22 protein-coding genes and 1 pseudogene are annotated in these 26,611 nt (G+C 68.1%); 13 read left to right on the top strand and 10 right to left on the bottom strand.

What is annotated here, in order from left to right; translation table 11 throughout:
• The first annotated feature begins 144 nt into the window (after positions 1–144).
• The 3 genes from KUG41_RS02710 to KUG41_RS02700 are packed head-to-tail and all read left to right on the top strand — an operon-like array spanning position 145 to position 5,032.
• Positions 145–921, top strand: a complete 777-nt coding sequence (locus tag KUG41_RS02710) for a peptidylprolyl isomerase (protein ID WP_254216753.1) — start codon at positions 145–147, stop codon at positions 919–921.
• Positions 918–3,863: a peptidase domain-containing ABC transporter gene (locus KUG41_RS02705; RefSeq protein WP_216900769.1), complete on the top strand. Its 2,946-nt coding sequence runs from the start codon at positions 918–920 to the stop codon at positions 3,861–3,863. The genes KUG41_RS02710 and KUG41_RS02705 overlap by 4 nt, the downstream gene beginning before the upstream one ends.
• Entirely contained in the window at positions 3,863–5,032 is a 1,170-nt protein-coding gene (locus tag KUG41_RS02700) for an HlyD family secretion protein (protein ID WP_216900768.1), read from the top strand. Before KUG41_RS02705 ends, KUG41_RS02700 begins: the two co-directional genes overlap by 1 nt.
• Here the strand turns inward: KUG41_RS02700 and KUG41_RS02695 are convergent.
• Positions 4,998–5,897 carry a class I SAM-dependent methyltransferase gene (locus KUG41_RS02695; RefSeq protein ID WP_216900767.1) on the bottom strand — a complete coding sequence of 300 codons (900 nt, stop codon included), beginning with the start codon at positions 5,895–5,897 and terminating at the stop codon, positions 4,998–5,000. The two genes, KUG41_RS02700 and KUG41_RS02695, sit on opposite strands and share 35 nt — an antisense overlap.
• A 40-nt stretch (positions 5,898–5,937) precedes the next feature.
• Positions 5,938–6,534 (bottom strand): annotated as a pseudogene (locus KUG41_RS02690) (TVP38/TMEM64 family protein); the annotation flags it as partial.
• A 51-nt stretch (positions 6,535–6,585) separates the two neighbouring features.
• On the opposite strand from KUG41_RS02690, the gene KUG41_RS02685 reads away from it, so the two are divergent.
• Positions 6,586–8,127 (top strand): jacalin-like lectin, encoded by a 1,542-nt coding sequence (locus tag KUG41_RS02685; RefSeq protein WP_216900765.1) that lies wholly within the window; start codon positions 6,586–6,588, stop codon positions 8,125–8,127.
• 11 nt (positions 8,128–8,138) lie between these two features.
• Here KUG41_RS02685 and KUG41_RS02680 read toward each other — a convergent pair whose 3' ends face one another.
• Both KUG41_RS02680 and KUG41_RS02675 read right to left on the bottom strand, forming a co-directional pair.
• A complete protein-coding gene (locus KUG41_RS02680; protein ID WP_256438882.1) occupies positions 8,139–11,357 on the bottom strand; it encodes a choice-of-anchor I family protein in 3,219 nt (1,072 codons plus the stop codon).
• Between the two features lie 161 nt (positions 11,358–11,518).
• A complete protein-coding gene (locus KUG41_RS02675; RefSeq protein ID WP_371734005.1) occupies positions 11,519–14,338 on the bottom strand; it encodes a valine--tRNA ligase in 2,820 nt (939 codons plus the stop codon).
• 358 nt (positions 14,339–14,696) lie between these two features.
• Here KUG41_RS02675 and KUG41_RS16045 point away from each other — a divergent pair, with 358 nt between their 5' ends.
• Positions 14,697–16,664 (top strand): mechanosensitive ion channel domain-containing protein, encoded by a 1,968-nt coding sequence (locus KUG41_RS16045; protein ID WP_216900763.1) that lies wholly within the window; start codon positions 14,697–14,699, stop codon positions 16,662–16,664.
• A gap of 93 nt (positions 16,665–16,757) precedes the next feature.
• Positions 16,758–18,185, top strand: coding sequence for a 1-acyl-sn-glycerol-3-phosphate acyltransferase (locus tag KUG41_RS02665; RefSeq protein ID WP_216900762.1), 1,428 nt, complete (start codon positions 16,758–16,760; stop codon positions 18,183–18,185).
• Here KUG41_RS02665 and KUG41_RS02660 read toward each other — a convergent pair.
• Positions 18,163–18,816, bottom strand: coding sequence for a 2OG-Fe(II) oxygenase (locus tag KUG41_RS02660; protein ID WP_216900760.1), 654 nt, complete (start codon positions 18,814–18,816; stop codon positions 18,163–18,165). The two genes, KUG41_RS02665 and KUG41_RS02660, sit on opposite strands and share 23 nt — an antisense overlap.
• Positions 18,817–19,491: 675 nt before the next feature.
• Here KUG41_RS02660 and KUG41_RS02655 point away from each other — a divergent pair.
• The 3 genes from KUG41_RS02655 to KUG41_RS02645 all read left to right on the top strand — a co-directional run bounded on the left by KUG41_RS02655 (position 19,492) and on the right by KUG41_RS02645 (position 20,695).
• Entirely contained in the window at positions 19,492–19,839 is a 348-nt protein-coding gene (locus KUG41_RS02655) for a hypothetical protein (protein ID WP_216900758.1), read from the top strand.
• Positions 19,840–19,977: 138 nt separating this feature from the next.
• Entirely contained in the window at positions 19,978–20,232 is a 255-nt protein-coding gene (locus tag KUG41_RS02650; protein ID WP_216900756.1) for a hypothetical protein, read from the top strand.
• Positions 20,233–20,518: 286 nt separating this feature from the next.
• Positions 20,519–20,695: a hypothetical protein gene (locus KUG41_RS02645; protein ID WP_216900754.1), complete on the top strand. Its 177-nt coding sequence runs from the start codon at positions 20,519–20,521 to the stop codon at positions 20,693–20,695.
• On the opposite strand, the gene KUG41_RS02640 is transcribed toward KUG41_RS02645, so the two are convergent.
• Positions 20,692–20,913, bottom strand: coding sequence for a hypothetical protein (locus tag KUG41_RS02640; RefSeq protein WP_216900752.1), 222 nt, complete (start codon positions 20,911–20,913; stop codon positions 20,692–20,694). The genes KUG41_RS02645 and KUG41_RS02640 overlap by 4 nt on opposite strands.
• Before the next feature lie 182 nt (positions 20,914–21,095).
• On the opposite strand from KUG41_RS02640, the gene KUG41_RS02635 reads away from it, so the two are divergent.
• The 3 genes from KUG41_RS02635 (at position 21,096) to KUG41_RS02625 (ending at position 23,033) form a co-directional block, all read left to right on the top strand.
• The gene (locus tag KUG41_RS02635) at positions 21,096–21,464 is read left to right on the top strand and encodes an AbrB family transcriptional regulator (protein WP_216900750.1); all 369 of its coding nucleotides are present in this window, start codon (positions 21,096–21,098) and stop codon (positions 21,462–21,464) included.
• A 270-nt stretch (positions 21,465–21,734) separates the two neighbouring features.
• Complete coding sequence (locus KUG41_RS02630; RefSeq protein ID WP_216900924.1) at positions 21,735–21,983, top strand: hypothetical protein; 249 nt, start codon at positions 21,735–21,737, stop codon at positions 21,981–21,983.
• Positions 21,984–22,196: 213 nt separating this feature from the next.
• Entirely contained in the window at positions 22,197–23,033 is an 837-nt protein-coding gene (locus KUG41_RS02625; protein ID WP_216900748.1) for a metal ABC transporter permease, read from the top strand.
• On the opposite strand, the gene KUG41_RS02620 is transcribed toward KUG41_RS02625, so the two are convergent.
• The 4 genes from KUG41_RS02620 to KUG41_RS02605 are packed head-to-tail and all read right to left on the bottom strand — an operon-like array spanning position 23,030 to position 26,021.
• Complete coding sequence (locus KUG41_RS02620; protein WP_254216752.1) at positions 23,030–23,719, bottom strand: cupin domain-containing protein; 690 nt, start codon at positions 23,717–23,719, stop codon at positions 23,030–23,032. The two genes, KUG41_RS02625 and KUG41_RS02620, sit on opposite strands and share 4 nt — an antisense overlap.
• Positions 23,720–23,722: 3 nt before the next feature.
• Positions 23,723–24,424, bottom strand: coding sequence for an anti-sigma factor domain-containing protein (locus tag KUG41_RS02615; protein WP_216900746.1), 702 nt, complete (start codon positions 24,422–24,424; stop codon positions 23,723–23,725).
• Positions 24,421–25,008: a sigma-70 family RNA polymerase sigma factor gene (locus KUG41_RS02610; RefSeq protein ID WP_254216751.1), complete on the bottom strand. Its 588-nt coding sequence runs from the start codon at positions 25,006–25,008 to the stop codon at positions 24,421–24,423. Before KUG41_RS02610 ends, KUG41_RS02615 begins: the two co-directional genes overlap by 4 nt.
• Entirely contained in the window at positions 24,999–26,021 is a 1,023-nt protein-coding gene (locus KUG41_RS02605) for a DMT family transporter (RefSeq protein WP_216900744.1), read from the bottom strand. The genes KUG41_RS02610 and KUG41_RS02605 overlap by 10 nt, the downstream gene beginning before the upstream one ends.
• Positions 26,022–26,096: 75 nt before the next feature.
• Here KUG41_RS02605 and KUG41_RS02600 point away from each other — a divergent pair, with 75 nt between their 5' ends.
• Positions 26,097–26,609 (top strand): DM13 domain-containing protein, encoded by a 513-nt coding sequence (locus KUG41_RS02600; protein WP_254216750.1) that lies wholly within the window; start codon positions 26,097–26,099, stop codon positions 26,607–26,609.
• Positions 26,610–26,611: the final 2 nt, after the last annotated feature.

The following is a 26,611-nucleotide window of genomic DNA, read 5'->3' as shown; positions in this document are numbered from 1 at the left end:
GGTCACCGATCGGCCCACCGGATTGGGTGAAGCGCTGGTGCGACCTCATCCGGAACCGGGCGGGAAGCGAGCGTTTCCTGTCGATCGGCCCCTTCACCCCCAGAATGCAGCCGAAAAGACAACGCCGTGGCCGTCGTCAGCCCCTTGGACTCTGACATCAGTCTCGATCGCCCCGGGCGTCCGTCCCGGCCACCGGTGGCGGCGGTGGAGCACGCTCTGCCAGAGATTCCCCCGGCCCTGCGCCGCCAGCTGGCCCGCCACGATCTGCTGCTGCCCCTGTTGCGTCGCTCGGTGGTCGCCACCGCCGTGGCGACCGTGACCCTCTCGGAGGAGGAACGCAAACAGGCCCAGCAGGCCTGGGGCGCCAGCCACGGGATCCGCTCCGCCGAGGATCTGCAGACGTATCTGGCGCAGAACGAGCTTTCGGAGGCCGACGTCCTCTGGCAGGCGGAGTTGCCGGCGAAGCTGGAGCGGCATTGCCGGGAGCATTTCCTGCACCGGGCCGAACAGCGCTTTCTGGCCCGCAAGAATCAGCTGGATCAGGTGATTTACAGCCTGCTGCGGGTGGAGGATGGCGCCCTCGCCCGCGAGCTCTATCTGCGGATCTCCGAAAGCGAAGCCGATTTCGCCGAGCTGGCCGCCACCTACGCCAAGGGGCCTGAACGCTCCACCCGGGGGGTGGTGGGTCCGGTTCCGTTGCTGCAGGCCCACCCGTCCCTGGCCGAACTGCTGCGCACCAGCCGCCCGGGCCAGCTGCATCCGCCCCTGCGCATCGATCGCTGGTGGCTGGTGGTGCGGCTGGAATCCCTCCGCTCGGCCAGCTTCGACGAAGAGATGCAGAAGCGAATGGCGCGGGAGCTGTTCGAGGAATGGGTGGAGCAGGAAGTGACCCAGCAACTGCGTCAGGGGGTGGCCCGATGACCTCCACCGCCCAGGGCCGCACCGAAAGGCTGATCGCCCTGCCGCCCTTCGACAATCTTTCCCCCACCGGCAGTGACCGGCTGCTGGCCGAGGCCAGCCTGTGCCGGTTCGGCGTCGGCCAGGAACTCAGCAGTTCGGGGAGCATCGGCGACCGGGTGCTGGTGGTACTGGAGGGCGAAGCCCGGCTGCTGGGGGAACGGGATGGTCGCCCTTTCACCCTCGAGCGGCTGGGGGAAGGCACCCTCGTGGGGCTGGTCTCCCTGCTGCGGGCGGAGGGGATCGAGCAGGTGAGCGCCGCCTCCGAGCTGCTGGTGGCGGCGATCCCGGACGCGCTGATGCTCGAACTGCTGCTGGCCGAACCCGGCCTGCGCCAGTGGTGTGGCCGGCATCTCTGGACGGCGGAGCTGCATCAGCTGCTGCTGGCGCGGGAAGGGGCCGACGCCGGCGGCTTCGATCCGGCCCTCTGGCGGGAGAGGATCGACCGCCTGCGCCTGCAGACCCGGGTCGTGGTGGCCCCCGCCGAGGGCAGCGTCGTGCTGGAGGCCGGCGAGGAACTGCTGCTGGCCAGTGCCAACGTTCCCGGGATGGCGCTCGGCTCGGTGCTGAGCGCAGCAGAACCGCTGCCCCAGCCCCGCCCCCCCCTGCCGCTGCGGCTGCTGGCCGTGAGCGGGGCGGCTGCCTGGCTGAGCACACCGGCGGCGACCCCGTTCCCGGCGCCGGGGCCCACCTCCGCCGAGGTCGAAGCCGGTGGTCACCCCCAGCCCAGCAGCCTCGACCTGGGCCAGGACCGGGCCGATCGGGGGCTGACCCTGGTGCGGGGTCAGGGTCCCCTAGAGGAGACCCTGGCCTGCTTCCAGATGCTGGGCAAGCTGCTGGGGCTGCCCTACCGCCGCGATGCGGTGGACAAGATCCTGCGCGACAAGATGCGCCGCGGCCAGCCGCCGGATCTGCAGCTCTGCGGCCAGATCGCCGCCATGCTCGGCCTGCTGGTCACCGGCGCCAAGGTGCCGGTGGCGTCGGCCACCCGGCTGATCACCCCCTGCCTGCTGCCGTGGAAGGAGGGCTTCGCCGTCGCCGTCGCCAGCAACGCCGCAGGCCTGCGCCTGGCTTCCCCGGCCGACGGCTGGGTGCAGCTGAAGCCGGCCCAGATCGCCGAGCACTATCCCGAGGGCCTGGAGCTGCTGCTGCTGGAGCGCAGCATCGACACCCCGGAGCAGACCTTCGGGCCGGGCTGGTTCTGGCCGGCCCTGAAGCGCTACCGGGGCATGTTGCTCCAGGTGCTGCTGGCCTCCTTCGTGGTCCAGCTGTTCAGCCTGGCCAACCCCCTGCTGATCCAGGTGATCATCGACAAGGTGATCTCCCAGCGCAGCCTCGACACGCTGCAGATCCTGGGCATGGCCCTGGTGGTGGTGACCCTGATGGAGGGGGTGATCGGCTCGCTGCGAACCTTCCTCTTCACCGACACCACCAACCGCATCGACCTGCGCCTCGGCGCCGAAGTGATCGACCACCTGCTGCGTCTGCCCCTGGGCTACTTCGACCGGCGGCCGGTGGGGGAGCTGGGCACCCGCATCGCCGAGCTGGAGAAGATCCGCAACTTCCTCACCGGCCAGGCCCTGATCACCCTGCTGGATGCGGCCTTCTCGGTGATCTACATCATCGTGATGGCCCTCTACAGCTGGCTTCTCACGATCATCGCCCTGGCGGTGCTGCCCATCCAGGTGGGCCTCACCCTGCTGGGGGCACCCCTGTTCCGCCGCCAGTACCGCCAGGCCGCCGAGGAGAACGCCCGCACCCAGAGCCACCTGGTCGAGGTGCTCACCGGCATCCAGACGGTGAAGGCCCAGAACGTGGAGATGGTGAGCCGCTGGAAATGGCAGGAGCTTTACGCCCGCTACATCTCCCGCACCTTCGAGAAGACCATCACCGGCACCTTCCTGAACGAGACCAGCTCGGTGCTGCAGAAGCTCTCCCAGCTGCTGGTGCTCTGGGTGGGGGCCACCCTGGTGCTGAAGGGGGAACTCACCCTGGGCCAGCTGATCGCCTTCCGGATCATCAGCGGCTACGTCACCCAGCCCCTGCTGCGCCTCTCCTCCATCTGGCAGAACATCCAGGAACTGCGGGTGTCCTTCGAGCGCCTGGCCGATGTGGTCGACACCCCGGAGGAATCCAGCGAGGCCGACCGGAGCCACATCCCCCTGCCGCCCGTGAAGGGCGACGTGGTGTTCGAGAACGTCAGCTTCCACTTCAACCCGGGGGGACCCGAGGTGCTGAGCAACATCGATCTGCATGTGCCCCCCGGCACCTTCACCGGAATCGTCGGCCAGAGCGGCAGCGGCAAGAGCACCCTGATGAAGCTGCTGCCGCGGCTCTATTCCCCCCAGAAGGGGCGGATCCTGGTCGACCGTTACGACATCGACAAGGTGGAGCTCTATTCCCTCCGGCGCCAGATCGGCATCGTGCCCCAGGATCCGCTGCTGTTCTCCGGCACCATCAGCGAGAACATCGCCCTCACCAACCCGGAGGCCCCGAGCGACGCCATCGTCGAGGCCGCCCGTATCGCCGGCGCCCACGACTTCATCATGGAGCTCTCGGCGGGTTACAGCACCCAGCTGGGGGAGCGGGGGGCCTCCCTTTCCGGTGGCCAGCGCCAGCGCATCGCCATCGCCCGCACCCTGCTGAGCCAGCCCCAGCTGCTGGTGATGGATGAGGCCACCAGCGCCCTCGATTACGACACCGAGCGCCAGGTGTGCGAGAACCTGCGCGAGGCGATGACCACGAGCACGGTGTTCTTCATCACCCACCGGCTCTCGACCATCCGCCGGGCCGATCTGATCGTGATGATGCACCAGGGGGCCATCGTGGAGACGGGCACCCACGAAGAACTGATGGCCATGAAAGGTCGCTACTACGCGCTCTACCGCCAGCAGGAGGCGAGCTGATGGCACGACCTCCCATTCCCACGCCGGGCAGCCTGCTGCGGCGGGCCCAGAACGGCCTCGAACGCAGCATCCACACCGACAGCGACGACGTGGTGCTGCAGCAGTCACGCTTCTGGGCCCGTTCGATCTCCTGGACGCTGATGGGCGTCACCCTGTTCGGCCTGGGCTGGCTGGCCTTCGCCCAGACCGAGGAGATCGTGACCGCCCCGGGCAAGCTCGAGCCCCTGGGCGTGGTCAAGGACATCCAGATGCCGGTGGGCGGTGTGGTGGAGGAGGTGATGGTGAAAGAGGGAGAGCGGGTGAAGAAGGGGCAGGTGCTGCTCCGGCTCGACACCGAGACCACCCTCGACCGCCAGCTGAGCATGCGGAAGACGATCCAGTACAAGGAGCAGCAGCTGCGGCTCAAGCAGGTGGAGCTCGACCGCTACCTGCAGTTCAACGACACCCAGCAGCAGGTGCTGGCCCGCAGCCTGGTGCTGGAGAAGGACGTGCTCGGACGCCTGGAGACCCTCAACAAGGAAGGTGCCACCGCCGAACTGCAGTACCTCTCCCAGCGCAACAAGGTGCAGGAGGTGGAGGGGCAGCTGCAGGAGACCAGGGTGGATCGCCTGCGCCAGCAGGCGATCCTGCAGCAGGGCATCCGGGAACTGAGCAGCGAACTGGCGGATCTGCGCAGCAAGCTCACCGAATTGAACGTCAACATCCGCTACCAGGCCATCCGGGCCCCGGAGGCCGGCGTGGTGTTCGAGCTCAAGCCCCGCTCCCGGGGCTTCGTGGCCCAGACCAGCGAACCGGTGATGAAGGTGGTGCCCTTCGACCGGCTGGAGGCGCGGGTGGAGGTGCCCAGCCGGGAGATCGGCTTCGTGACCGAAGGCAAACAGGCCGACATCAGCATCGACTCCTTCCCCGCCACCGATTTCGGCGTGCTGCAGGGCACGGTGCGACGCATCGGCTCCGATGCGCTGCCGCCGGATCAGCTCAACAACTTCTACCGCTTCCCGGTCGACATCAGGCTGAACGCCCAGCAGCTCAAGCTCAAGAGCGGCAAGGTGCTGCCCCTGCAGGTGGGCATGTCGCTCACCGCCAACGTCAAGCTGCGCAAGGTCACCTATCTGCAGCTGCTGCTGAGCGACTTCAAGGACAAGGCTGACGCTCTGCGGCAGATCTGAGCCGCTCCATCGCGACGTAGTGATCGTCGATGATCCGGGGCCGCAGACCGGCCAGGGCCTGCAGCGGCGGCAGCAGCAACCCGTCGAGGCCCCGGTTCACCAGAGCGCCGGCAACACGGAAGGCCCGCCGCCAGCGGGCCGACGGGGCGATGGCATGCAGGGCGCGCGGGTGCACCGGCCCGTCGATGCTCACCAGCCAGGTGGGATCCATCCCCGCCCGCGCCATCGCCACCTGAAAGCTGCGGCGGCTGTGGAAACTGACGTGCTGACCGTTGCCGAAGGCGTAGTACCACCAGTCCGGGGCTGGGATCTCGCCGTCCTGCCGCATCAGGGTGGAGAAGACGAACAGGGGCACGGTCCCCACCTGGCGACGCAGGAACTCCGGGGTGCTCGGCACGTGCTCGATCACCTCAAAGGCGGTCTTGCAGCCGATCGCACCATCGGCGGGAGGGTCGCAGAACGGGCGGATCAGCTCCATGGCCGCGTATTCGTCGGTGCCGTGGAAATCAAAGCCGTGGTCGCGCATCAGCCGCGGCAGCATGCCCAGGCCGGTGCCCAGATCACAGCCCTGCTCGCTGGGCCCGAAGCGGCCGAGCCGGCCGATCACCAGCAGCAGCCGCAGCAGGCGGGAGGCATGCAGGTTGCGGTCGACGTAACCGGTGTCGCCGTAGAAGGAATCCTCGTAGGCCACCGCCAGCCAGCTGGGGTCGCGCAGGAAGAGAAAGTCGCAGGCGGTGCAATGGGCGAGTTCAGCCTCCACCCGGGCCTTGCTCACCCACACCCGTCGCTCCAGGGTGAGATTTCCTCCGCCGCAGTTGGGGCAGGCGCCGGCGGTGGGGCTGGGGGGAGTCTCGGCCGTCACCATCGCTGGCCTGCATCGCAACCTGAGAGGCTACCCCGCGTACCTCCAGGGCCAGACGCATCTGGCGGCCCACCAGCAGCAGCACCGCCAGGGTGGCGCCCACCCCCAGCAGCCGCAGGGCCAAGGTGACGTCATTGGCCGGACCGGCCAGCAGCTCCGCAAAGCGCCCGGGATCGCCAGCTGCCGCCCCCAGGGAACAGAAGAGCACGGTGCCGGGGAGGATGCCGATCAGGCCGATCGAATAGTCCCGCAGGCTCACATCACTGAGGCCGTAGGCCAGGTTGAGCAGGCTGAAGGGGAAGGCGGGCGAGAGCCGGGTGAGCAGCGCCAGGGCCAGGCCCTGGCGGCAGACCTCCTGCTCCACCGCCAGCAGCCGCGGCGCCCTGGCCAGACGGCGGCGGGCCCATCCCCGCCAGCGACCGCGCCCCAGCAGGAACACCGCCTGGGCCCCCAGGCAGGCCCCGGCGAAGACCAGCACGCTGCCCCAGAACGGGCCGTAGAGCACCCCGGCCAGCATCGAGGCCCACACCCCCGGCAGCAGCAGGCTGACCCACAGCGCATAAAGGGGCACAAAAGCCACAGTCCCCACCGGGGTGCGCAGCCAGGGCAGCAGGTGATCCGGGAGCCAGAGCAGGTCCATGGGGCCACCGTATCGACCCTGCCTACGCTTGGGACCCGTGCCCGTGCTGCCATGGCTGACCCCTCGGAGCTGGCCCAGCAGGTCGCCCGGGGGGCCCTATTCCGCGGGCGCCACTGCGTCACAGGTGGCGGCGAACCCCTGGAGGCCGCCGTGAGCGGCACGGTGCTCCCGGCGGGCGGTGGCAGCACGATGGGTTGGCAGCTCTGCCGCAGCCGCCAGGAACTGGTGCGTTCGCTGCACAGCAGCGGCTCGCTGGGGATCGGCCTGGGCCCCCTGAACCTGCTGAACGCCAAGCAGGCGTTCCGCGACTCCCTCAAGACCACCAGCTTCAGCCTCTCGTTGGTGGTCTGGGCCCGCCAGGTGGCCACAGCACTGGAGGTGGGCCAGAGCCACCTGCTGGAGGGTGTCGCCGTGCCTGCCAGCGCCGCCGAGCTCGAGGCCTTCGTGGCCCTTTACGGGGATGGTTTCGTGGCGGCGGCGGAAGTGGGCGGGGAGTGCCACGGGGTGTTCACCTTCTATGCCCAGTCACGGGAGCAGGCGCGGATGGTGGAGCGGGAGTTCGAGGCAGGACTGGGCCTCGGCGGTCTGGCCCTGACCCCCGCCCTGGTGGAGACCGTGACGACGGTCGCCCGCCGTGCCGAGGTGAACGTGGGCTTCCGGATGCAGGTGAGCGGCAGCCGGGCACAGCCACCGGCTGAGGCCGCCTCCCTGATCCCCTTCGCCCGCGACTTCGCCGGGCTCCGCCTCGATCACCCGGCCCTGATCGGCGTGCGGACAAGGGGCTACGAGAGCGTGCCGGCCATCGGTGGCGCCTTCCAGCTGGTGGCCACCAACCGACAGCTGTTCAGCGGCGAAGGCCCTGGCGAGGGTTTTAGCGAGCGCCGCGAACGGCTGGAGGGCCTGATCCGCCAGATGGACTGGGTGGACGACACCTACCGGCTCTACGCCGTGCCGCCGGACCCGAGCCTCGCCGTCCAGCGCGCCGCCGCCAGGGCGGACCTGGGCGCCATCGACGCCTGCCTGGGGGCCTACGCCGCCGCTCCCACCGCTCCCTTGGAGCCACCGCCGCTGCCGTCCCTGGCGGCGGGCAGCCCCGAGTTGAACGTGACCCTGGGCGAGGAGGTGCCGATGGGGGGCAACGGCGGCACCCCCTTCGCCTTCCCCGGGCGGGCTGAGGCCATCCGCCAGCGGCGGCATCTGGTGGAAGTTGCTCTGCGCACCGGGTCGCGGGTGGATCAGATCCGGCTGCGCTACGCCGGCGAGGGGGATCCTCTCGAGGCGGAGGTCCATGGCGGCGGCGGCGGCGGTGACCGGGGCCGCCTGGAGCTCGGGGAGGGCGTGGTGATCCGCCGTATCGAGGCCCTCAGCGGCACCCGCGTCGACCGGCTGTTCCTCACCAGCAGCGACGGCCAACGGATCGGCGGTGGTGGTGATGCCGGCGATCGCCCGCTCGACTGGACGGTGCCGGCCGACAGCGTGGTACTGGGCTTCAGCGGCCGCTGTGGCCGCGAACTGGATGGCTTGCGGGCCATGGTGGCCCGCTTCGGGCCCCTGATCTGGCAGCCACTGGAGGTGGCGGCCGAGGGGCCCTGAAAGGCAATTGATCAGATCAGCGGCGGCTGCTGGATCAGATCCAACTGGCCACCCTGGACGAGGTAGCCGCTGCCCGCGAGGTTGCCGCTGGTGAGGTTATGGGCTTGCACATCGGCAAGGAAGAAGGTGCCGGCGTCGGCGCTGTAGAACTCGGAGACATCGATGATCCCCGAGGACTCCCAGTTGCCGAAATCGGCCGGATTGGGATCGCTCTGGGTGGGGGGAACAGCGCTGCGGTCGATCTGAGCCCAGCGCTCACTGGTGGCCTGACCCGTGACCGCGTCGAAGGAGGTTGGATCGACACTCCAGATGGATGCTTCCGTCTGGGCGAAGAAGTTGCGATCAACGGAGCGATCCTCCTGCACATAGATCAGGCCGTCGCCTGACCAGGTGAGGTTGTCGGGGTTGCGGATGATCGTGGCGCCGAAGCTGGCGGCATAGGTGCGTTCGGCATCCGTGTCGATCGACCCCGTGATCTGACTGGGATCAAAGCCCTTGTCGCCGTCATAGATCAGCCGCAGATCTGTGCCGTTGACCGGCCCGATCTCGCCGTCAGCATTGAAAGCGCCACTGAAATCAAGGGTGATCAGGTTGCCGAAGGTATCCGCCCCGCCAAAGGCCGAGTTGCCGGTGGTGGCGAACACCACCTGCTGGCCATTGAGGGGATTGACACTGGCATCTTCTAGGCGGCTGAGCTGCAGGGCGCCGAGAGCATTGGCCTCAGCCCGAAGCGCATTCTCATCCAGGGCGGCCACCTCCTCTCCACTGCCCACCAGCTGCCAGGAGCCAGTGGCGGCCGTGTTCAGCTCCAGGGCCTTGAGATCGGCGGAATCGGGCACTCCAACAGTGCCTGCGTCAGTCCCGAGCAGAGAAGTCGCCGTCGGCACCCAGGTGAAGAGATTGCCGCTGGTGGCGGCGAGGCCATTGCGCTCGAGGAAATCGGCATCCGCCGCCGACGACTTGGTGCCCACCCACAGGTAGATGGGGGCGGTGTTGTCATCCATCAGCAGCACCCCCACGGTGTTCATGCTGCCGGTGTCGACCTGAACGGCGGTTTCCCAACCGCCGCGGCCCAGGCCGGGCAGCGCCCAGATGGCCCCATTGGCGGTGTCCAGGGCCCAGAAAAGGCCTTCGTCGCTCTCTTCACCGGTGAGATAGATGGCGTCGACAAAGCCACGACCCTCGAAACGTCCTGCCTGCTCGAAACTGGAGGAGCAGAAGCGGCTGAAGCCCCCATTGATCTGGGCTGCAGCGGTTACCTCCATTCCATCGACGTCGTAGATCTTGCTATAGGCAATACCACCGGAGATCACGGCTGACTGATAGCCGTTGTCTGCATTATCGTCGACATCTTTGTCGACAATGAATTTGCTGACCCGGGCTCCGGTGAGGTTGACGCCGTCCACCGTGTAGCCGTAGCCGACCGTGTTGCCCAGCTCGCTGTTGACCAGCACGCTGTAGGTGCCGTCGCCATTGTCATAGGCACCGATGCCATCGAAGATGCCGGGGGGGGCATAGACACTGCCCGGCTCGAAGCCATTGGTGAACTCGCCGTTGGTGATCAGGCTCGTGATCGAAAGCTCGGGTCCGCCGGCCACGTCCTTGATCATCGTGGAAGCAAAGGTGCCAGCTCCTGCCACCGGCGGCGCGGCGATCAAGGCCTCAAGGTCGAACACGTCGAGGGTGTTCGACACCTCGTTGGACACGATCAGCTGGGACCGGCCGGTGGGGCTCTGCTTGGCCTCGACGATGTGCAGCCCCTCCGGGGAGATGCTGCCGGCGATCACGGTGCTGGTGACGAAGTTCACCGCGGCTGGATCGGTGACATCGAAGACGGCCAGCATCGAGCTGCTGGTGCGCTCCATGCTGACGATGGCGTAGCTGCGGCCCTTCATCTGGGCCACCACCACCATCTCGGGCTCGACTCCCTTGTCATCACTGCGGCCGTCGGCATACATGCCGGCGGCCACGGCAATGGTCTGCAGGGTGTTGCCGCTGTCCCAGAGCAGGGCGCCGGTGTCGGCGTCGAAAAGGCTGATGCTGCGGCCGCCGAAGGTGGTGATGCGATCGGGGCTGCCGGCCGTGGCGTCGTCCGTCAGCCGCCTGACCCGATTGGCGTTGCCGGAACCGCGCGCCTCATCGGTGTAGGTGACCACGACATCTGGGGCCGTGCCCTGGGTGTACTCGCGGCCATCGCCTTCGTTGGCCGTGACGAAATAGTCCTTGCCCTTGACGCTGTAGGCAGCGATGCCATCAGCCATGCGCAGACCTTCGTAGTTCTGGCCCAGCAGGGGCTTGAACAGGCTGGTGCTGCCGGTGGGGTTGTCCCGATCAGTCAGGTCGACAAGCTGGTTCTTGAAATCGACTGCGCCGAGGGCAAAAATCGTCTCAATCGAGTTGGTCTTGAGGTTGACCTTGGCAACGCCGTTGTTCTCCTGCAGGGTCACGTAGGCATAGTTGCCCAGGATCGAGACGTACTCCGGCTCGATGTCGGTGGCTTGGGTTGTACCGGCAGGGCCAGAGATTCGCAGCCCCGCGGGCAGGGTGAGTCCGGCGAAATCAAGCTCGGTGTAGGAGAACCTCAGATTCGCCTGACCCTTGATGTCGATGATGCCGATGCTTCCGACTGGATCCTTGCCGCTCTCGACGCCATAGCCCGTGATCGGCTCGCCCTCGTTGGCGATCACCAACTTGTTGCCCTTGTCGTTGAAGGCGATTGAGTCGGGCAGGTAGCCGACCTGAACGTCCTGCAGGAAGGTCAGGCCGCCCTCCGCACCCACGCGGTAGAAACGAATCACACCCTTGCCGCCATTGCTGGCGTAGTCGCTGGGGGAAAGGGCCACCGCCAGCAGATTGCCGAAACTGGCCACCGACTGGGAGTTGAAGCCCGTCAGCGTCACCCGCTCTTCCAGGGTGATCGCTGCCGGATCGGTGGCGTTGGTCACCTGCAGGGTGCCACCACCGCCACTGGAGACCACGAACATCTGCCCACGGATGCTCACGGTGGTGGAGATTTCACTCTGGAACTGCTCGCCCGTGGTCGCTTGGGGTGACAGGTCAAGACGTCCCAGTAAGGGTTGGGCCGGCGCCGGTTCAGGCCGACCAGGGAATGCCTTGCGGTTGGCCACCGCTGGTGCGGCAGGGCCCACGTACGCCTGACTGCTGGCGGTTAGCTCTTCGGGCAGGATCCATTTGTTGGCGGGACCCTTGGCTTTGCTGGAGGCAACCATGGAGGCGTAGGAATGTTCACTGAAAACAACCATCACCCAGACCCCCCACCACCCCGGTTAAGGATTGGGTTGGGAATCGGCAAAGAACACACCCCAATGTGATCCTGAACACGCGGGGATCACTTGCGAAAACAGAGAAATCCGGTGCGGATAGACGTCGGTCAGCCGCCCAGATCCACCAGCCGCTGGCGGGCCAGCGCCGCCTGGGTCTCGGCTTCGGCCAGGTTCGCCCGGCATTCGGCCACCACCTCGGGCGGCGCCTTGCTGGCGAAGTTGGGGTTGGCGAGGCGGCCGCCCAGGCCCTGGATCTCCTTGGTGGCCTTGGCGATGTCCTTCTCCAGGCGGGCGCGCAGGGCGTCGAGGTCGACCAGGCCCTCCAGGGGCAGCAGCACCTGCAGCTCGCCGCTCACCGCAGCCAGGGCCCGGGCCGCGGGCCGGGCCGCCGCCGTCGCCGGATCCAGCACGGTCACGCTCTCCGCCCTGGTGAGGGTGGTGATGTCGGCGGTGGCCTCGCTGAGGGTGGCCGCCAGGTCGGCGCGGCCGGTGACGAACAGCACCGGCGCCGGCTGGGATGGCTTGAGGCCCGCCACGGCCCGCAGGTTGCGCACCACCCGGATCGCCTCGATCAGCTCGGCGAAGCGGTCTTCCAGTCCCGCATCCAGGGCCCCCGGCTCCGGAACCGGCCAGGGGTTGAGGGCCAGGAAGGTGCTCTCGGGGGCCCCGGTGAGGCCATGCCAGAGCTCCTCACTCAGGTGGGGCATCAGCGGGTGCAGCAGCACCAGCAGCTGCTCCAGCACCTGGGCCAGCACCTGGCGGGCGGTGCGCTGATCGGCGAGGGCCTCCGGGCTGAGCGGCTCACCCTCGGCGGCGGGGCGGGGGTTGAGGCGCCGCTTGAGCAGCTCGATCGTCCAGTCGCAGACCTCGTTCCAGGCGAACTCATAGAGCCCCTTGGCCGCCTCGCCGAGGGCGTAGCTGCCGTAGCGCTGTGCGGTTTCATCGCTCACCCGGGCCAGCCGCGAGAGGATCCAGCGGTCGGCCAGCTGCAGCCGCTCCGGATCAGGGGCGCCGAGGGAGGCGGGCGTCTCGCCGCCCAGGTTCATCAGGGCGAAGCGGGTGGCGTTCCAGAGCTTGTTGGCGAAGTTGCGGGCCGCCTCCACCGTGGAGGAGCTGCCGCGGTCGCGGTCGTAGTCGAGGCGGATGTCCTGGCCGGCGCCGGCCACCTCGCGCACCAGGGCGAAGCGCAGGGCATCGGCGCCGTAGCGCTCGATCAGCGGCAGGGGGTCGATGCCGTTGCCGGCGCTCTTGCTCATCTTGCGGTTGTTCTCGTCCCGCACCAGGCCGTGGATCATCACGTCGGCGAAGGGCATCCAGTTCTGGCCGGCCCCGGCCGGCTCCATCGCCCCGGCCAGCATGGTCATGCGGGCCACCCAGAAGAAGATGATGTCGAAGCCGGTCACCAGCACGCTGGTGGGGTACCAGCGGGCCAGATCGGCCGCCGCCGGATCGGGCCAGCCCAGGGTGGAGAAGGGCCACAGGCCGCTGGAGAACCAGGTGTCGAGCACGTCCGGATCCTGCTCCAGCTGCAGCTCCCGTCCGGCGGCCCGGGAGCCTTCCCCGTAGGCCGTCTCAGCTTTCTCGTGGGCTTCGCCGGCGTCGCGCGCCACCACATAGGGCGTGGCCTCAGTGATCACACCGCCGGTTTCGCTGACCACGAACCAGGCGGGAATCCGGTGGCCCCACCAGAGCTGGCGGCTGATGCACCAGTCGCGGATGTCGGTGAGCCAGTCGCGGTAGACCTTCTCCCAGCGCTCCGGCACAAAGCGGGGCGAGCCGCCGTCGAGAGCCTCGCGGCAGCGGGCGGCGAGGGGCTCGGCACGGACGAACCACTGGGTGGAGAGCAGGGGCTCCACCGGCACCTTGCCCCGGTCGGAGAAGGGCACGCTGTGGCGGTGGGGCTCCACCTTCACCAGGAAGCCGCCCGCCTCCATGGCTGCCACCACGGCCTGGCGGGCCTCGAAGCGATCCAGTCCCGCGAAGTTGCCGGCGGCGGCATTCATGGTGCCGTCCTTGGCCATCACCGTGATCAGGGGCAGGCCATGGCGCTGGCCGATGGCGAAGTCGTTGGGGTCGTGGGCGGGGGTCACCTTGACGCAGCCCGTGCCGAAGGCCGGATCCACGTGTTCATCGGCCACGATCGGAATCGCCCGCCCCACCAGGGGCAGGGTGATCGTCCGCCCCACCAGGGCCGCGTAGCGGGGGTCGTCCGGGTGCACCGCCACGCCGGTGTCGCCCAGCATCGTTTCGGGGCGGGTGGTGGCCACCACCAGGTGGTCGCTGCCGCCTGTGGCGGGGCCGTCCGTGAGGGGATAGCGGAAGTGCCAGAGGTGGCCCTCCAGTTCCTTCATCTCCACCTCCAGATCGCTCACCGCCGACCCCGAGGCCGGGCACCAGTTGACCAGATATTCCCCCCGGTAGATCAGCCCCTGGTCGTGCAGGCGCAGGAACGCCTCCACCACCGCCTGATTGAGGCCGGGATCGAGGGTGAAGCGCTCCCGTTGCCAGTCGACCGAGTAGCCCAGCCGGCGCAGCTGGCCGACGATCGTGCCGCCGCTCTCGGCCTTCCAGCTCCAGGCCTTTTCCAGGAAGGCGTCGCGGCCCAGCTCCTCCTTGGGAATGCCCTGGGCCTTGAGCTGCTTCTCCAGCAGCGTCTGCACGGCGATCGAGGCGTGGTCGGTGCCCGGCAGGCAGAGCACGTTCTTCCCCTGCAGCCGCTGGAAGCGCACGATCGTGTCGATCAGGGCCGTCTCGAAGCCGTGGCCCATGTGCAGGCTGCCGGTCACGTTCGGCGGCGGGATCACCACGCTGAAGGGCTCCCCGGGGCCGGCGGGGTCGGGGTGAAACGCCCCCGCTTCCTCCCATGCCCGCTGCCAGCGCGCTTCGGTGGCGGCCGGGTCGTAGGTCTTGGGCAGGGCGGCCGCCACGTCGGGGGTCGCCGTCGGCGCAGGGCTGGTGGCGGGCGCGGCAGGGGCCTCGGTCACGGGGGGCAAGCCAGGTAAATTGGCCCATGCTCGCAAAGAGTCTTCGGAGAGGTCGGCGGCCATCGGCTCCGTGGCCACGAAGGGTGCAGGCTTCCGACTGGCGCATGTCTCTGCAGCGCTGGGTTTCGGCCGACCTGATCACGGCCGGGGGGGCGACCCACGGCGGAGGGCTGAAACAGGCCTCAAGGGAGACGACGGCGGGACGCTGATCGCCGATGGCAGGATCCTGAGACAGATGGGGACGAAAGCCATGGCTGAGGAGGCACGGCGGCAGCACCGATGGAACCGGTCGCTGCCTTCCGTGACCCTTCTCCTGGCGTTGCTGCTCGGGCTCGCCCTGCCAGCGGCATGGGCCCAAGGGGTCTCGCCCCCGCAGGACAAGAGTCCCGCCGCTTTCACGGCGGCCCCCTGGTGGGACCTCAGCAAGGCCTATGCCTGCGGGCGGCTGCTCTGCAGTGAGGTGGCCCTGCCTGCGGTTCTGTCCCATTTCAGAGGTGTGGATCCGATGGTGCTGACCATCCAGCCGGCGCCACAGGCCTCCCTGGGATCGCAGCGGGCGCTGGTGGAGGCCCGTTCCCGCACGGTGAGGGTCGGTGTCGACGGGATCGTCCAGCAGCTGTGGCGCCGGCGGAAGCGACAGCCCCGAGCCGAGGAGGCCTCCTCCCTCCTCTTCTGGTCGATCACCACGACCAAGCCGCTTCACCCCGACACGCCCCGGGTGGAAGTGGGTGTTCGCAATGATCAGATGGTGGTGTTCCTGGCGCCGAACGAAACAGAGAAACTGTCTCAGGTGACGATCGTCACGGTCACCGAACCGGATGCCAGGCATGCCGGCGAATCGATGCAGGAACTGGCCGAACGCTGGGGCCAGACGCTTCGTCTCGTCTTCAGTGAGGCTCTCTGGGGAATGGACTTCAACGCTCGCTATCCCCTGGCAAGGCAACTCCTGAGCCTGGTGATCCTGACCCTGACCGGTGGTGTCGTGCTGGTCGGCATCCAGATCTACAAACGTTTACGGCGGCTGCGGCACCGCCTGCGGCGGCTTCTGCAGACCATCCAGACCAGCAGACGTGAGGAGGCGAACGAGGCCTTCACGATGTCGGTGGCCACCCACGCCGACGGTCCTGGTTCGGCCGGCCTCGGTGATTCAGGCGGAGCCGACGGGACTCCGAGCCGAAGGACGTCTCGGCAAGGGTATTCCCTGGCCACCCTGGAGCGGCTTCTGGATCGGTTCATCGGCAACCGGGACCGCTTCATGGCGGAGCTGAACCGGGAGCCTCTGCTGCAACCCCATCGGATCCGTCAGGCGCTGAACCTTGCCAATCTGATGGCGAGAATCCTTCTCCTTGCTGGGCTTGTCTCAGCCAGTGTGGCGGGCGTGGGAGTGTTTCTGATCTTTCCCTCCACGCGGGAGGCCGCTCTCTTCGTGGCCCTCCAGTCTTTGGCCATCCCCCTGCTCTGGATGACGCTCGCCCTCGCCCAGCCTCTGCTGGAACTGGCGATGGATCAGGTCGTCAACATCTGGCGAACGGACGCTGAAGTGGCGGATCCGGGCTCGTCGAGGTACGGCCTGCGGGCCAGCACCTATTCCGAGATGCTGAAGATGCTGGCCGGTTTTCTGGTCGTTGCGGTGGGCCTTTACGGCACGATTCTGATCCTGGGGGTTGATCCGAGCCTCCTCGCGGGAGCTGGGGCCATCGCCATCGCCATCGGCTTTCTGGCCCGCAATCTGCTGGAGGACATGATCAGCGGCCTGATGATCATCCTCAACGACCGCTTCGCCATCGGCGATGTGATCCATGTGGGCGAAAAATCCGGTCTGGTTGAGGCGATCAATCTCCACATCACCCTGTTGCGAGGCGGTGATGGCCGTCTCACCTCCATTCCCAACCGCCAGATCAACGTGGTCGACAATCTCACCCAGAACTGGTCGAGGGTTGATTTCGACGTGCGCATCGCCGCCTGGATCGATGGCCACCGGGCCCTGGAAGTGATCGGCGCCACGGCTCACCAGATGTGGCAGGAACCGCAGTGGAAGGACCTGATCCGGGAGGAGCCGGCAGTGCTGGGCGTCGACGAGATCGGCCACGACGGCACCCTGATCCGGGTCTGGATCGTCACCCAGCCCCTGAAGCAGTGGATGGTGGGGCGGGAGTTTCGCCTGCGGATCCAGGAAACGCTGCGGAGAGAGGGGATTCCCCTCGGGATGCCCCAGCGTCTGGTTCACCTGCCCGCGGGCTCTGCCCTGCCGGCCATGCCGGAGGCCTGACCCTCACCGAGCACGGAGCCGGGCAGCGGCCGCCCTGCTCAAGGCGGTCCGGCCGCTGCGGCGAGCCGCTGTTCCACCCCCTAACGTCCGGCGATGGCCACCGCCGCCCCCCTGGGATTCCTGCCCCCCCAGCTCGATGGCCGGGTGCTGGCCGTCAGCCGCTGGATCGTGCCGCTCTGGCTGCGCTGGCGCAGCCGGATCACCCAGGTGCAGGTGGAGGGCATCGACCATCTGCTCAAGGCGTTCGTGCGCTTCCAGGCGGGAGAGAGCCGCCTGCTGCTGGCCTTCCGCCATCCCAGCCTCGATGACCCCGCCTGCATGGCCCGCCTGCTCTGGGTGGACCTGGCCCGGGAGGCCCGGCGCCGGGGCGTGCTCCTCGATCCGGCGCCCCACGGCCAGTTCCTCTTCGATCGGGGCATTCCCCTCTGGGCGGGGAAGGCGATGGGCTGGCTGTTCACCCACCTGGGGGGCAGTTCCATCCAGCGGGGCACGCTCGACCTGCCGGCCCTGCGCACGGCCCGGCAGCTGCTGCTGGAGGGCCCCCACCCCTTCGCCCTGGCGCCGGAGGGGGCCACCAACGGCCACAACGAACGGATCAGCCCCCTGGAGCCAGGCACAGCCCAGCTGGCCTTCTGGACCGCCGCCGACCTGGCCGCCGCCGGACGGCCGGAGTGCATGGAACTGCTGCCGATCGGCCTGCAGTACACCTTCATCGATTCGGTGTGGCGGCCGCTCGAGGACCTGCTGAGCCGGCTGGAGGCGGGCGCCGGTCTCAGCCCCGACGCCAGCCACGATCTGGCCGTGGCCGCCCTGCACGGGCGGCTGGTGCGGCTGGGGGAGTGCATGCTTGCGCAGATGGAGGCCTTTTACCGGGACCGGGTCCATCTGCCCATGCCGCCACTGGCGCCTGACGCGGAGGCCCAGGAGGACCGGGCCCGTTTCGGAGCCCGGCTGCAGCGGCTGCTGGATCTGGCCCTGGGCCGGCTCGAACAGTCCTTCCGCCTGGTGCCCAGGGGCAGCCTCTCCGATCGTTGCCGGCGCCTGGAGCAGGCCGGCTGGGAGCGCCTCTACCCCGATTCCGCCGACGGCCCGGAGGCACACTCCCCCCTGGGGCGGGGGCTTCAGGAACGGCTGGCGGCGGAGGCCGAAGCCCAGCTCTGGCACATGCGGGTGGTGGAGTCCTTTCTGGCGGTGAGCGGGCACTATGTGGCCGAGCACCCGAGCCAGGAGCGCTTCGCCGACACGCTGCTGCTGCTCTGGGACACCCAGTGCCGCATCCAGGGCCTGAGCGGCAACAGCCGGCCCCGGATCGGCCGGCGCCGGGTGCGGATCCGGATCGACCGGCCCATCGAGGTGGAGGGCAGGCTGGAGGACTACCGCCAGGATCGCCGCCGGGCCGTGCAGGCCCTCACCGACACCCTGGGGGAGCGCCTCGAGCGACTCATCGTGCCCTCCCCCCTGGATGGTGCGGTTCTGGATGGAGAGCCGCCGCCGGACGTCACTCCGCGGCCAGACGCCTGAGGTAGTCGTCGAGGCTGCCGGCGTTGATCCAGCCGGTGGCGATGGTCTTGGTGTGGTCCTGGCTGATCCGCCCCCGATGCAGGTGGGAGAGGCCGGCGGGGAAGACCGCCAGCCGACCCTGGACAGCCTCCACGTGGTGGTCCTGCCAGTGGAATTCGGTGCCGCCCTCCGGCACGGTATTGAGATAGAGGATCCAGGCCAAGACCCGGCGGATCGGTTCGGTGGCCTCCTCGCTGGTGTTCCAGTCGCAGTGCCAGCTGTGGAAGCCCTCCCCCGGGGCGTAGCGCTGCAGGTTGAAGACGGGATTGACGAACAGGGAGCGCTCGGGGCAGCACGCCAGGAACAGGGGCCGTTCGGCCAGGTAACGCTTCAGGCCCGCCGCCACCCCTCGCATGATCACGTCCGCCAGGCCGTGGGCCTCGGGATCGGAACGGTCATGCCACACCAGGCTGATGTCGGTCGAGATCTTGGCCGGGAGCGGGGCGGCAGCGGCGGCCTCCGCCCCGTCGACCATGGCGGCACCGAAGGCGATGCCGGGCCGCTGCAGGTCGACCCGGCGATCGAAGAAGGCCTGGGCTGCCTCCGCCAGTGCCAGATAACCCGGAGTCTCGTAGGTGGCGATCAGGCGCAAAGCATGTAGCAGCCGATAAGAGAAGTTGGCGGGACCGACGGCTGGACATCGGCAGCCGCAGGCCCGGGCCCTCCGGGAGGGCTCAGGGGGAGGTTAGGCCAGCCCGTGAGCAGAACAAGCCTGTCCAGAGAAAGGGAGCGAAAAAGCATCCCATGCCGCAGAAGCGACGCACAACGAAGAAGGAACGAGCGCAACATCAGAAGCCCGGGGAGAGTCTAGAAAGCATTCTCAGGCTTCTCAGAAGTATGAAATCCAACCATCGCAGTGACGCTTTGGCAGCCACAGTGACGGGACAAAAAAGCAAGTGCAGCCCTGGCTTGGGGCACGTTCATCACCATCTCCTGTATCGCCGGCTTCGTCTGCACGGTCGGAGCAAGGAGACAGGATTCGCCATGCCCATGACATTCATCGTCTTCTTGATGCTGATCGCAGGCCTGGCTCGCGAGGTCACCAGTGCCAGCAACACGCTGAACGCGCCCTCGAAGGTGATGGACAGGCGCAAGGCGCAGAAGCTGCTGCATACGGGCTGGATGCCATCATCGGCCAGCCGAGCAATCACGAGAACAGCCAGCTCCTGGCCACCAAGTCACAAGATGCCGCCAAGACAGGAGACCGCATCCAAGGGGTGGCCACCAACTCGGTTGACCCACCGTGACCGTACCCAATCAGTCCAGTGTGACCAATCCCATGGTGGCGGTTGAACCGGCGACCAGCCTCTGGCTGCTCAGCAATCCCGTCTTCGGTTTCGGCGATGACGTCAGCAATGGTCTGGGGACGTGCAGCGGCAATCCCTGCGCCGCCCCCGTGGTGACCGGCACCACGACGATCACCGGCGACATGACCGATGAAGACGTGGTCTCCATGGACAAGAACTGCGCCGATGTCAGCTTTCAGAGCGGCTGCCCCCACACCTGCTGGGTGCAACGGGCGGCGCATCCGGCCGCCGAGGCCCGCCCTGAGAGCGGCCGGGAAGACCTCGCAGCCGGGGCTGGGGTCCACAGGGGCGTGGAACTCTCCCGGTGATGGCACCCCGGCTCAGCGACAGGGATATCGAACAGGGTGGCCGTTACAGACGTGGCGGACGGCAGGGGATGCGGATCCATGCCGCCATCGTGACGAGCAACGGGCAAACTGCAGGGGCAACGTCCCTGGAGACGCCCGATGGCCCTCGACCTGAACGATCCGGAGCTCGAGTTCGCCGATCTCGTCACCGCTTACCAGAGCTGGGTGATGGCCGTGATCAACGACGAAAAGCTGGGCGGTGACAAGCTGCTCACCGACGACATCACCGATGACGCCCTGAACGCCATGCGCTTCCTGCCCGATGTGGTCACGAGCGCGATCGAAACCACCCTGGCAAGGGTGTACGACGTGGATCCCGACGAACTGGCCGAACTGCTCTACCCCGAAGACTGAGGGGCAGCTGCCGCCTGGGGGGACCCATCCGTCCCGTCTTCCGCCCCCTCAAGGGCACGCTCTGCGTGGCCGTGGGGTCAATCCCGATTGCCTCGACACCGAGCTGCAGAAGGAAATGCGGCAGCGCATGGCCCTGCTGAAGTCCACATTCCGCGCGGTGGCGTCGATGGGGATCGTCCTGGGAGCTGGTGCACGGGGTCTTCAACCGCACCGCGATCCTGGCGGTGCCGGGCGGCCAGTCGGCGGGCTTTGGTTGCTGTTTCAGGGTTCGGTCAGGCCCGGGCAGGTGCTCTTCATCGAGGGTGATCTGCAGGAGGTGCGCAGCCTCGCTCTGCGGGCGGTGGAGCTCTGGCAGGACAGGGACAAGACCGAACTGGGGATCCCCAACCAGACCTTCTTCACCACAACCACGGTGATCTCCACCGCCAGCACCCAGCCCCGGCTGCTGGCCACACCGGCCTAGAAGGCACTGCGGCTCCACTGCGGCGATTCCTCCATCGACTGTGTCCAGCGCTTCTGGATCGCCAATCCGATGGACAACGTCTCGATTTGCAGCGAAGTGCAGGCCGCCGGCTGGCTGATCGGCAGAAAGGAATCCGGCCGCGCAAGGGCAGTGCAGGCGAGGCGTTTCCCCTTCTTCCCGGCGACCCCATCCACCCGGGCCAGCACCGCTTCGATCACTGCGCCCGAGCGCCGTGGTCGCCCGTCGAGGCAGCGCCATCCACCAGCATTCGAACCACCCCAATCGGCGACAGAGCTGAATGGGCGGATAGGGAAACGGCGAGGGTAAGCCGAACCTGGCCTACCTGGCTGAGGGAACCCCGACCCGTACAATTCAATGACAGTCCCATCGCAATCCGATCATGCTCAAAGGTGCCGATCTCCTCGCCAGGGTGAAAGAGCTTGGCGATGCTTCCAAATCAGATCTGGTGCGCAGCTGCGGCTATGTGAGCACCAAGAAAGACGGCCAGGAGCGTCTCAACTTCACAGCCTTCTATGAGGCGCTCCTTGACGCCAAGGGGATCAACCTCGGCGATGGTGTGGGCAAGGCCGCCACCAAAGCCGGCCGCAAACTCGGCTACACCGCCAAGGTTCAGTTCAATGGCAACCTGCTCGTCGGCAAGGCCTACACGGCCATGCTCGGCCTGGAGCCCGGCGACGAGTTCGAGATCAAGCTGGGCCGCAAGGCCATCCGCCTGGTGCCGGTGGGTGGCGCTGACGACGAGGAGTGATCCTGCGGAACCCTCCCTTTTTAAGTGAAGGTTCATGTCTCAGACGTCTGTAGCGTTTGTTACTGAACTAGAAAAAACTTGCGGGGCAGGGAGACCGATCAACTTCCACAAGCCTCCGCGAAGCAGCCCTCTCGGGCCATTCCCGAGGGGGCTGTGCCATTGGAGGGGCTGGGCGTCGCCCCGACATGACCGCAAATGCACACGAAGGGGCAATCAGTCAATCAATCTGCAACTTTCTGTTACATTGCAGTCTGATGCGTGGTTTCACCCATGCCCTACCCCTTTTCCGCCGGCGGCTTCCCCACCCCGGGTCACTCCCCTCTGCCGCCTGAAGCCACCCTCCACCCCGGCAGCTTCGTTCAGCTCGCCTGCCGGCAGGGCGCCAGCTATCAGGTGATCAGCATCGATGACGAAACCGACAGCTGCTGGGTGCGGCGCTGGCCCCTGACCCGCCACGGATCCCCGGCCTTCTCGGTCTCCCAGCGGGATGTGCGCCCCCTCCAGGAGACGATCCTCTGAACCCTCTCCCCTTCGTCCTTTCCCGGAGCTTTCCATGATCCCGATCGGTTTCGTCGTCGCCTCCCGGCTCATCTGCCGGGCAGGCAGGCTCTTCCTGGTGGCGGCGTCCGTGGCGCTCGTCACCGAAGCGGTCGCCCACGCGACCCCCTGAGCCGGCCTCCCCACCCCCTGGGTAGCCTGATCCACTGGCCCCATGGACCCTCACCACTGCCCATGACCGAGGGTTCCACTTTGTATGAGCTGCTGCAGCTCCCCTTCATGCAGCGAGCCCTGCTGGGTGGCCTGCTGAGCGGAGCCCTGGGCGGCCTGCTGGGCAGTTTCGCCGTGCTGAGGCAGCTCTCCTTCTTCAGTGACGCCCTGGGCCATTCCGCCCTGCTGGGCATCACCCTCGGCATCCTGCTGGGCATCGATCCCACCCTGGTGCTGATCCCCTTCGCGGTGCTGTTCGCCCTGCTCACCAACCAGCTGGTACGGCGCAGCCGCCTGCCGGCGGATGCCCTGCTCAACATCGTCTACTCGTCCTCCCTCGCCATCGCCGTGGTGGCCCTCAGCGTCCTGCCGGTCTATCGGGGCGGCATCCAGCAGCTGCTCTTCGGCGACATCCTCGGGGTCACCTGGATCGATCTGGCCCTGATCACGGTCCTGCTTCTCGTCACCGCCGGCTACCTGGCCCTGACGCGACGGGACCAGGTGCTGCTCACCCTGGACGAACCCCTCGCCCTCTCCCGCGGCGTCGCCGTTTCCCTGCACCGGCTGTTGTTCCTGGTGCTGCTCGCCGTGGTGGTGGCCATCTCCATCAAGGCCGTGGGGGTGCTGCTGATCAGCGCCTTCGTGGTCATTCCCGCCTCCGCCTCCCGGCTGGTGAGCCACAGCTTCGGCAGCTACGTGGCCCTGGCCGCCGGCCTGGGGGCCACCTGTGCCGTTCTGGGCCTGCTGCTCTCCGGTGGCTTCGCCCTGCCCTCGGGTCCCTGCGTGGTGATCGCCCAGCTGCTGGGATTCCTCATCGCCCTCGCCCTGGCCCCCCTGCGCAGCCGAACCGCCTTCCCCTAGCTGACCGTCGCCGGCGCCAGGTGGCCCGTCTTCACCCAGATCAGGCAGCCGGCGCGGCTGAAGGGGGCATGCTGGCTGCCGGCCGGATTCCGCAGCCAGCTGCCGGCCGGGTAGGTGCCCAGCTCATCCTCGAAGACCCCTTCGAGCACGAAGATCTCCTCCCCCCCGGGATGACCGTGCAGGGGAAAGCGGCTGCCGGGCCGCCAGCGGACGAGGGCCACCGATTCCGGCCCGAAGCCATGCAGGGGCAGCACCGTGAGACCGGCGACCAGGCCGGGGTGCCACTCCGCGGCACGGGTGTCGATGACCACCCGCGACTGGTCGGCGGGGTCCATCTGCCGCAGTTTCACCAGGATGGTGCAGCCGGCCTCGCTGAAGGGGGCATGGGCGGAGCCCACCGGGTTGCGCACGTAGGTGCCGGCCCCGTAGTCCCCCTCGCCATCGGAGAAGACCCCCTCGAGCACGAGGACTTCCTCACCGCCCCCGTGGGTGTGGGCGGAGAAGCGGCTGCCCGGGGCATAGCGGACCAGGGAGGTGGCCCGGGCCACCTCACCGCCGTCGCGCTCCAGCAGGCGCCGTTCCACCCCGGGCTGGGGCGAGGCAAGCCAGGGCAGATCGTCACTGCGGACGACGGCCCGTCGGCTCAGATCGGCATGCAGGGCGATGGGGGCCTGGGAGACGGGCATGGCTCAGAGGGAACTGGTGAGCACCACTGGCCCCTCGGGCACCTGGCTGGTGGGGTCGCTCTCGACGCTGACGCTGACGCTCGAGGCCTGGCTGGTGGGGGCCAGGGGGATGGGCATGGCGACCTGGCCCCGGGCATTGGGCACGAAATGAACGCAGCCCACGGTGCGCCCGTCGACGGTGGCCCACAGCCGATAGGTGTGGTGGGGCGGCAGGGAGGGCAGGTCGTCGAGCATCAGCATGTTGTGGGTGCGGTTGCCGGTGACCAGCACCTCCCCCGATGCCCGTTCGCCCGGTCGCAACGACGCCAGGGGAAGCATCCGCCGCTGACTCGTCGGCGACGTCGGCATCTGCTGCTGGAGAGAAGCCAGCTGCTGACGGGTCTGGTAGAGCTCCCCGCCCACCAGCAGCAGGCCGATGCCCAGCAGGGCGGGCACCAACCAGGTCCGCACGGGACCGGGCCCGGCTGGGGGTTGCAGCAGCCGTCGGCGCAGGGCCGCCGGGGGCTGGGCTGCGGCCGGCAATGCCAGGGGCAGCAGGTCCAGGGTGGTGCTGAATTCCTGTAGGCGGAGGCGCAGCTCGGGCCGCTCCCGCAGCAGGGCCGCCAGTTGCTCCCGCTCGTCCTCCTCCAGGTCCCCCAGGGCATGGCCGGCCAGCAGCGCGTCGATGGCGGAGGGGTCGGGGGGAGGGGTGCTGTGGGGTGTCATGGTTGGGCGCAGGAGTCGTGGAGCAGGGCACGCAGACGGATGAGGCCCTGGCGGGCGCGGGTCTTGACCGTGCCGAGGGGCAGCTCCAGCAGGGCACCGATCGCCGACTGACTCAACCCCTCGTAGTAGGCCATTTCCAGCACCTGCCGTTGGCTGGCGGGGATGGCGGCCAGGGCGGAACGGACCCGCTCCGCCAGGTCCTCAGCCTCGGCACTGTCGTGGGGCGTGGGCACGGCCGCGGGGAACAGGTGCTCCGACCAGCGTTGCACCAGTTGCCAGCGGTTGGCGCGCTGCTGGATCCGGTTGAGCGCCATTGAGCGCGTCAGCAGCAGCAGGTAGGCCAGCACCGGACCCCTGTCGGGGTCGTAGCGGCCCTGCTGCCAGAAACGCAGGAAGACGTCATGGGTGAGGTCTTCCGCCTCGTGGGTCGAGCGGCAGAGCCGCAGGGCCAGCCGGTAGACGGGGCCGCCGCAGCTGTCGTACAGCTCCGCCAGGTTCCCGGTGGCGGCGCCCCGGTCGTCGAGGGGTCCCCGTGGCCGGGAACGGCTGGGGGGAGCATCGGCGTCGGAGGGGTTCAGGGCCAAGGTGGCATCCGTTTGCGTTCCCTTTCCTCCCTTACCGCCGAAGGGCTCGATCGGATGGGTCCGGATCCGCGACCGGTGAACACCCCGGCCAGCACCAGGGCCGCACCGGCCAGGGTCTGGCCGGTGAGCGGTTCCCCCAGCAGCAGGGCGGCACTCAGCACGGCCACGAGGAGGCTGAGGGAACCCCAGAGGGACACGACGGCGACGCTGCAGTGGCGGAAGGCCTGGCGCAGGGCCAGTTCCCGGCCGAGGTTGAGGGTGAGGGCGTAGAGACCGATCACTCCCACCACCCACCAGAGCCGCAGCAGCAGGAAATGGTGGGGCCCGAACAGCACCAGGGCGATCACTCCGAAGACCAGGGCGGAGAGCAGGGTGGGGACCCCGAGGGAAACCGCCGCCGGCCAGCCCCGACCGGCGATGGTGCGGCCAGTGACGGCCGAGCCCGCGAAGGCCAGCACCCCGACCAGGGCCCAGGCGAAGCCGGTCGGGTCCTCCATGGACCCGGTACCCATGGCCATGGCCGCCTGGGGCAGCACCAGCCCGGCGCCGATCAGCGGCAGGCTGAGCCAGAAGCCGGGGGGCAGGGCCTCCCCCAGCCGCCAGCGGGCCAGCAGGGCCGAGACGGGCAGCACCAAAGCGAACAGGAGGGTCTGGCTGATCACCGAGAGGGATTCCAGGGCGAAGTAATAGGCGACCGGGCCCAGAAACAGCCCCAGCACGGCGTCGAAGGCCAGCAGGCGCCGGTCGTCCGGCCCGAGCATCCCCAGATCGGCCACCACGGTGCGCCGACCGGGCCACAGGGCCGCCAGCCCCACGGTGAGCTGGGCCAGGAAGAACACGTTGCAGAAGCTGATCGGGTTTTCACCCCGCACCGGATGCTGCAGGCCGTAGTGCTGAAGTCCCTTCAGCACCGTGGCATCCAGCCCCCGCAGCAGCACGTAGAGACCCAGGGGGAACAGAGACCTGGCCCACGGCGGCCATGGAGGAAGTCGCAATCCGATGGGGAGCTTCATCGGTACCAAGCCCAGGTGGGGGCCGAGACGAACCTTCGCATGGCCTCCCTCTCCTCACACTCCGCTCCGTTCACCATGACTCCTCTCACCGGTTCCCTGCTGCGCCGCAGCATCTACACCGTGGTCACCGCCGCGGCCCTCTCCACCATGGCCCTGAACGCCGAGCCGCGCACCGGGGGCATGGGCGACAAGGCCGGCTCCGCCATGACCGCCCAGATGAAACCCAAGGGCATGGCCATGACCCAGGGCAGCTTCCGCAAGGCCGAGGCTCCCGTGAGCGGTGGTTTCTCCATCCACGAAGAAGGCGGCAAGAAGGTGCTCACCCTCAGCGGCGACTTCATGACCAACGACATGGCCCCCGATCTGAAGGTGGCCTTCAGCCCCTCGGCCACGCCCCTGGCGATGTCCAAGGCCCCAAAATATCCACTGAAGGCCGGCAGCTACACGGTGCTCGCCAAGCTCAAATCCAGCAAGGGCGCCCAGAGTTACGTCATTCCCGCCTCCATCGATCTGAAGGCGCAGAAATCGGTGCTGATCTGGTGCCAGAAGTTCAACGCCACCATGGCCTGGGCCCCCCTGAAGTCCTGACC

The sequence above is a fragment of the Synechococcus sp. CCY 9618 genome (assembly GCF_019038415.1).
GTDB lineage: Bacteria > Cyanobacteriota > Cyanobacteriia > PCC-6307 > Cyanobiaceae > Cyanobium.
The sequence above is the reverse complement of the archived record's forward strand: the minus strand, read 5'-3'. Positions and strand labels throughout refer to the sequence as shown.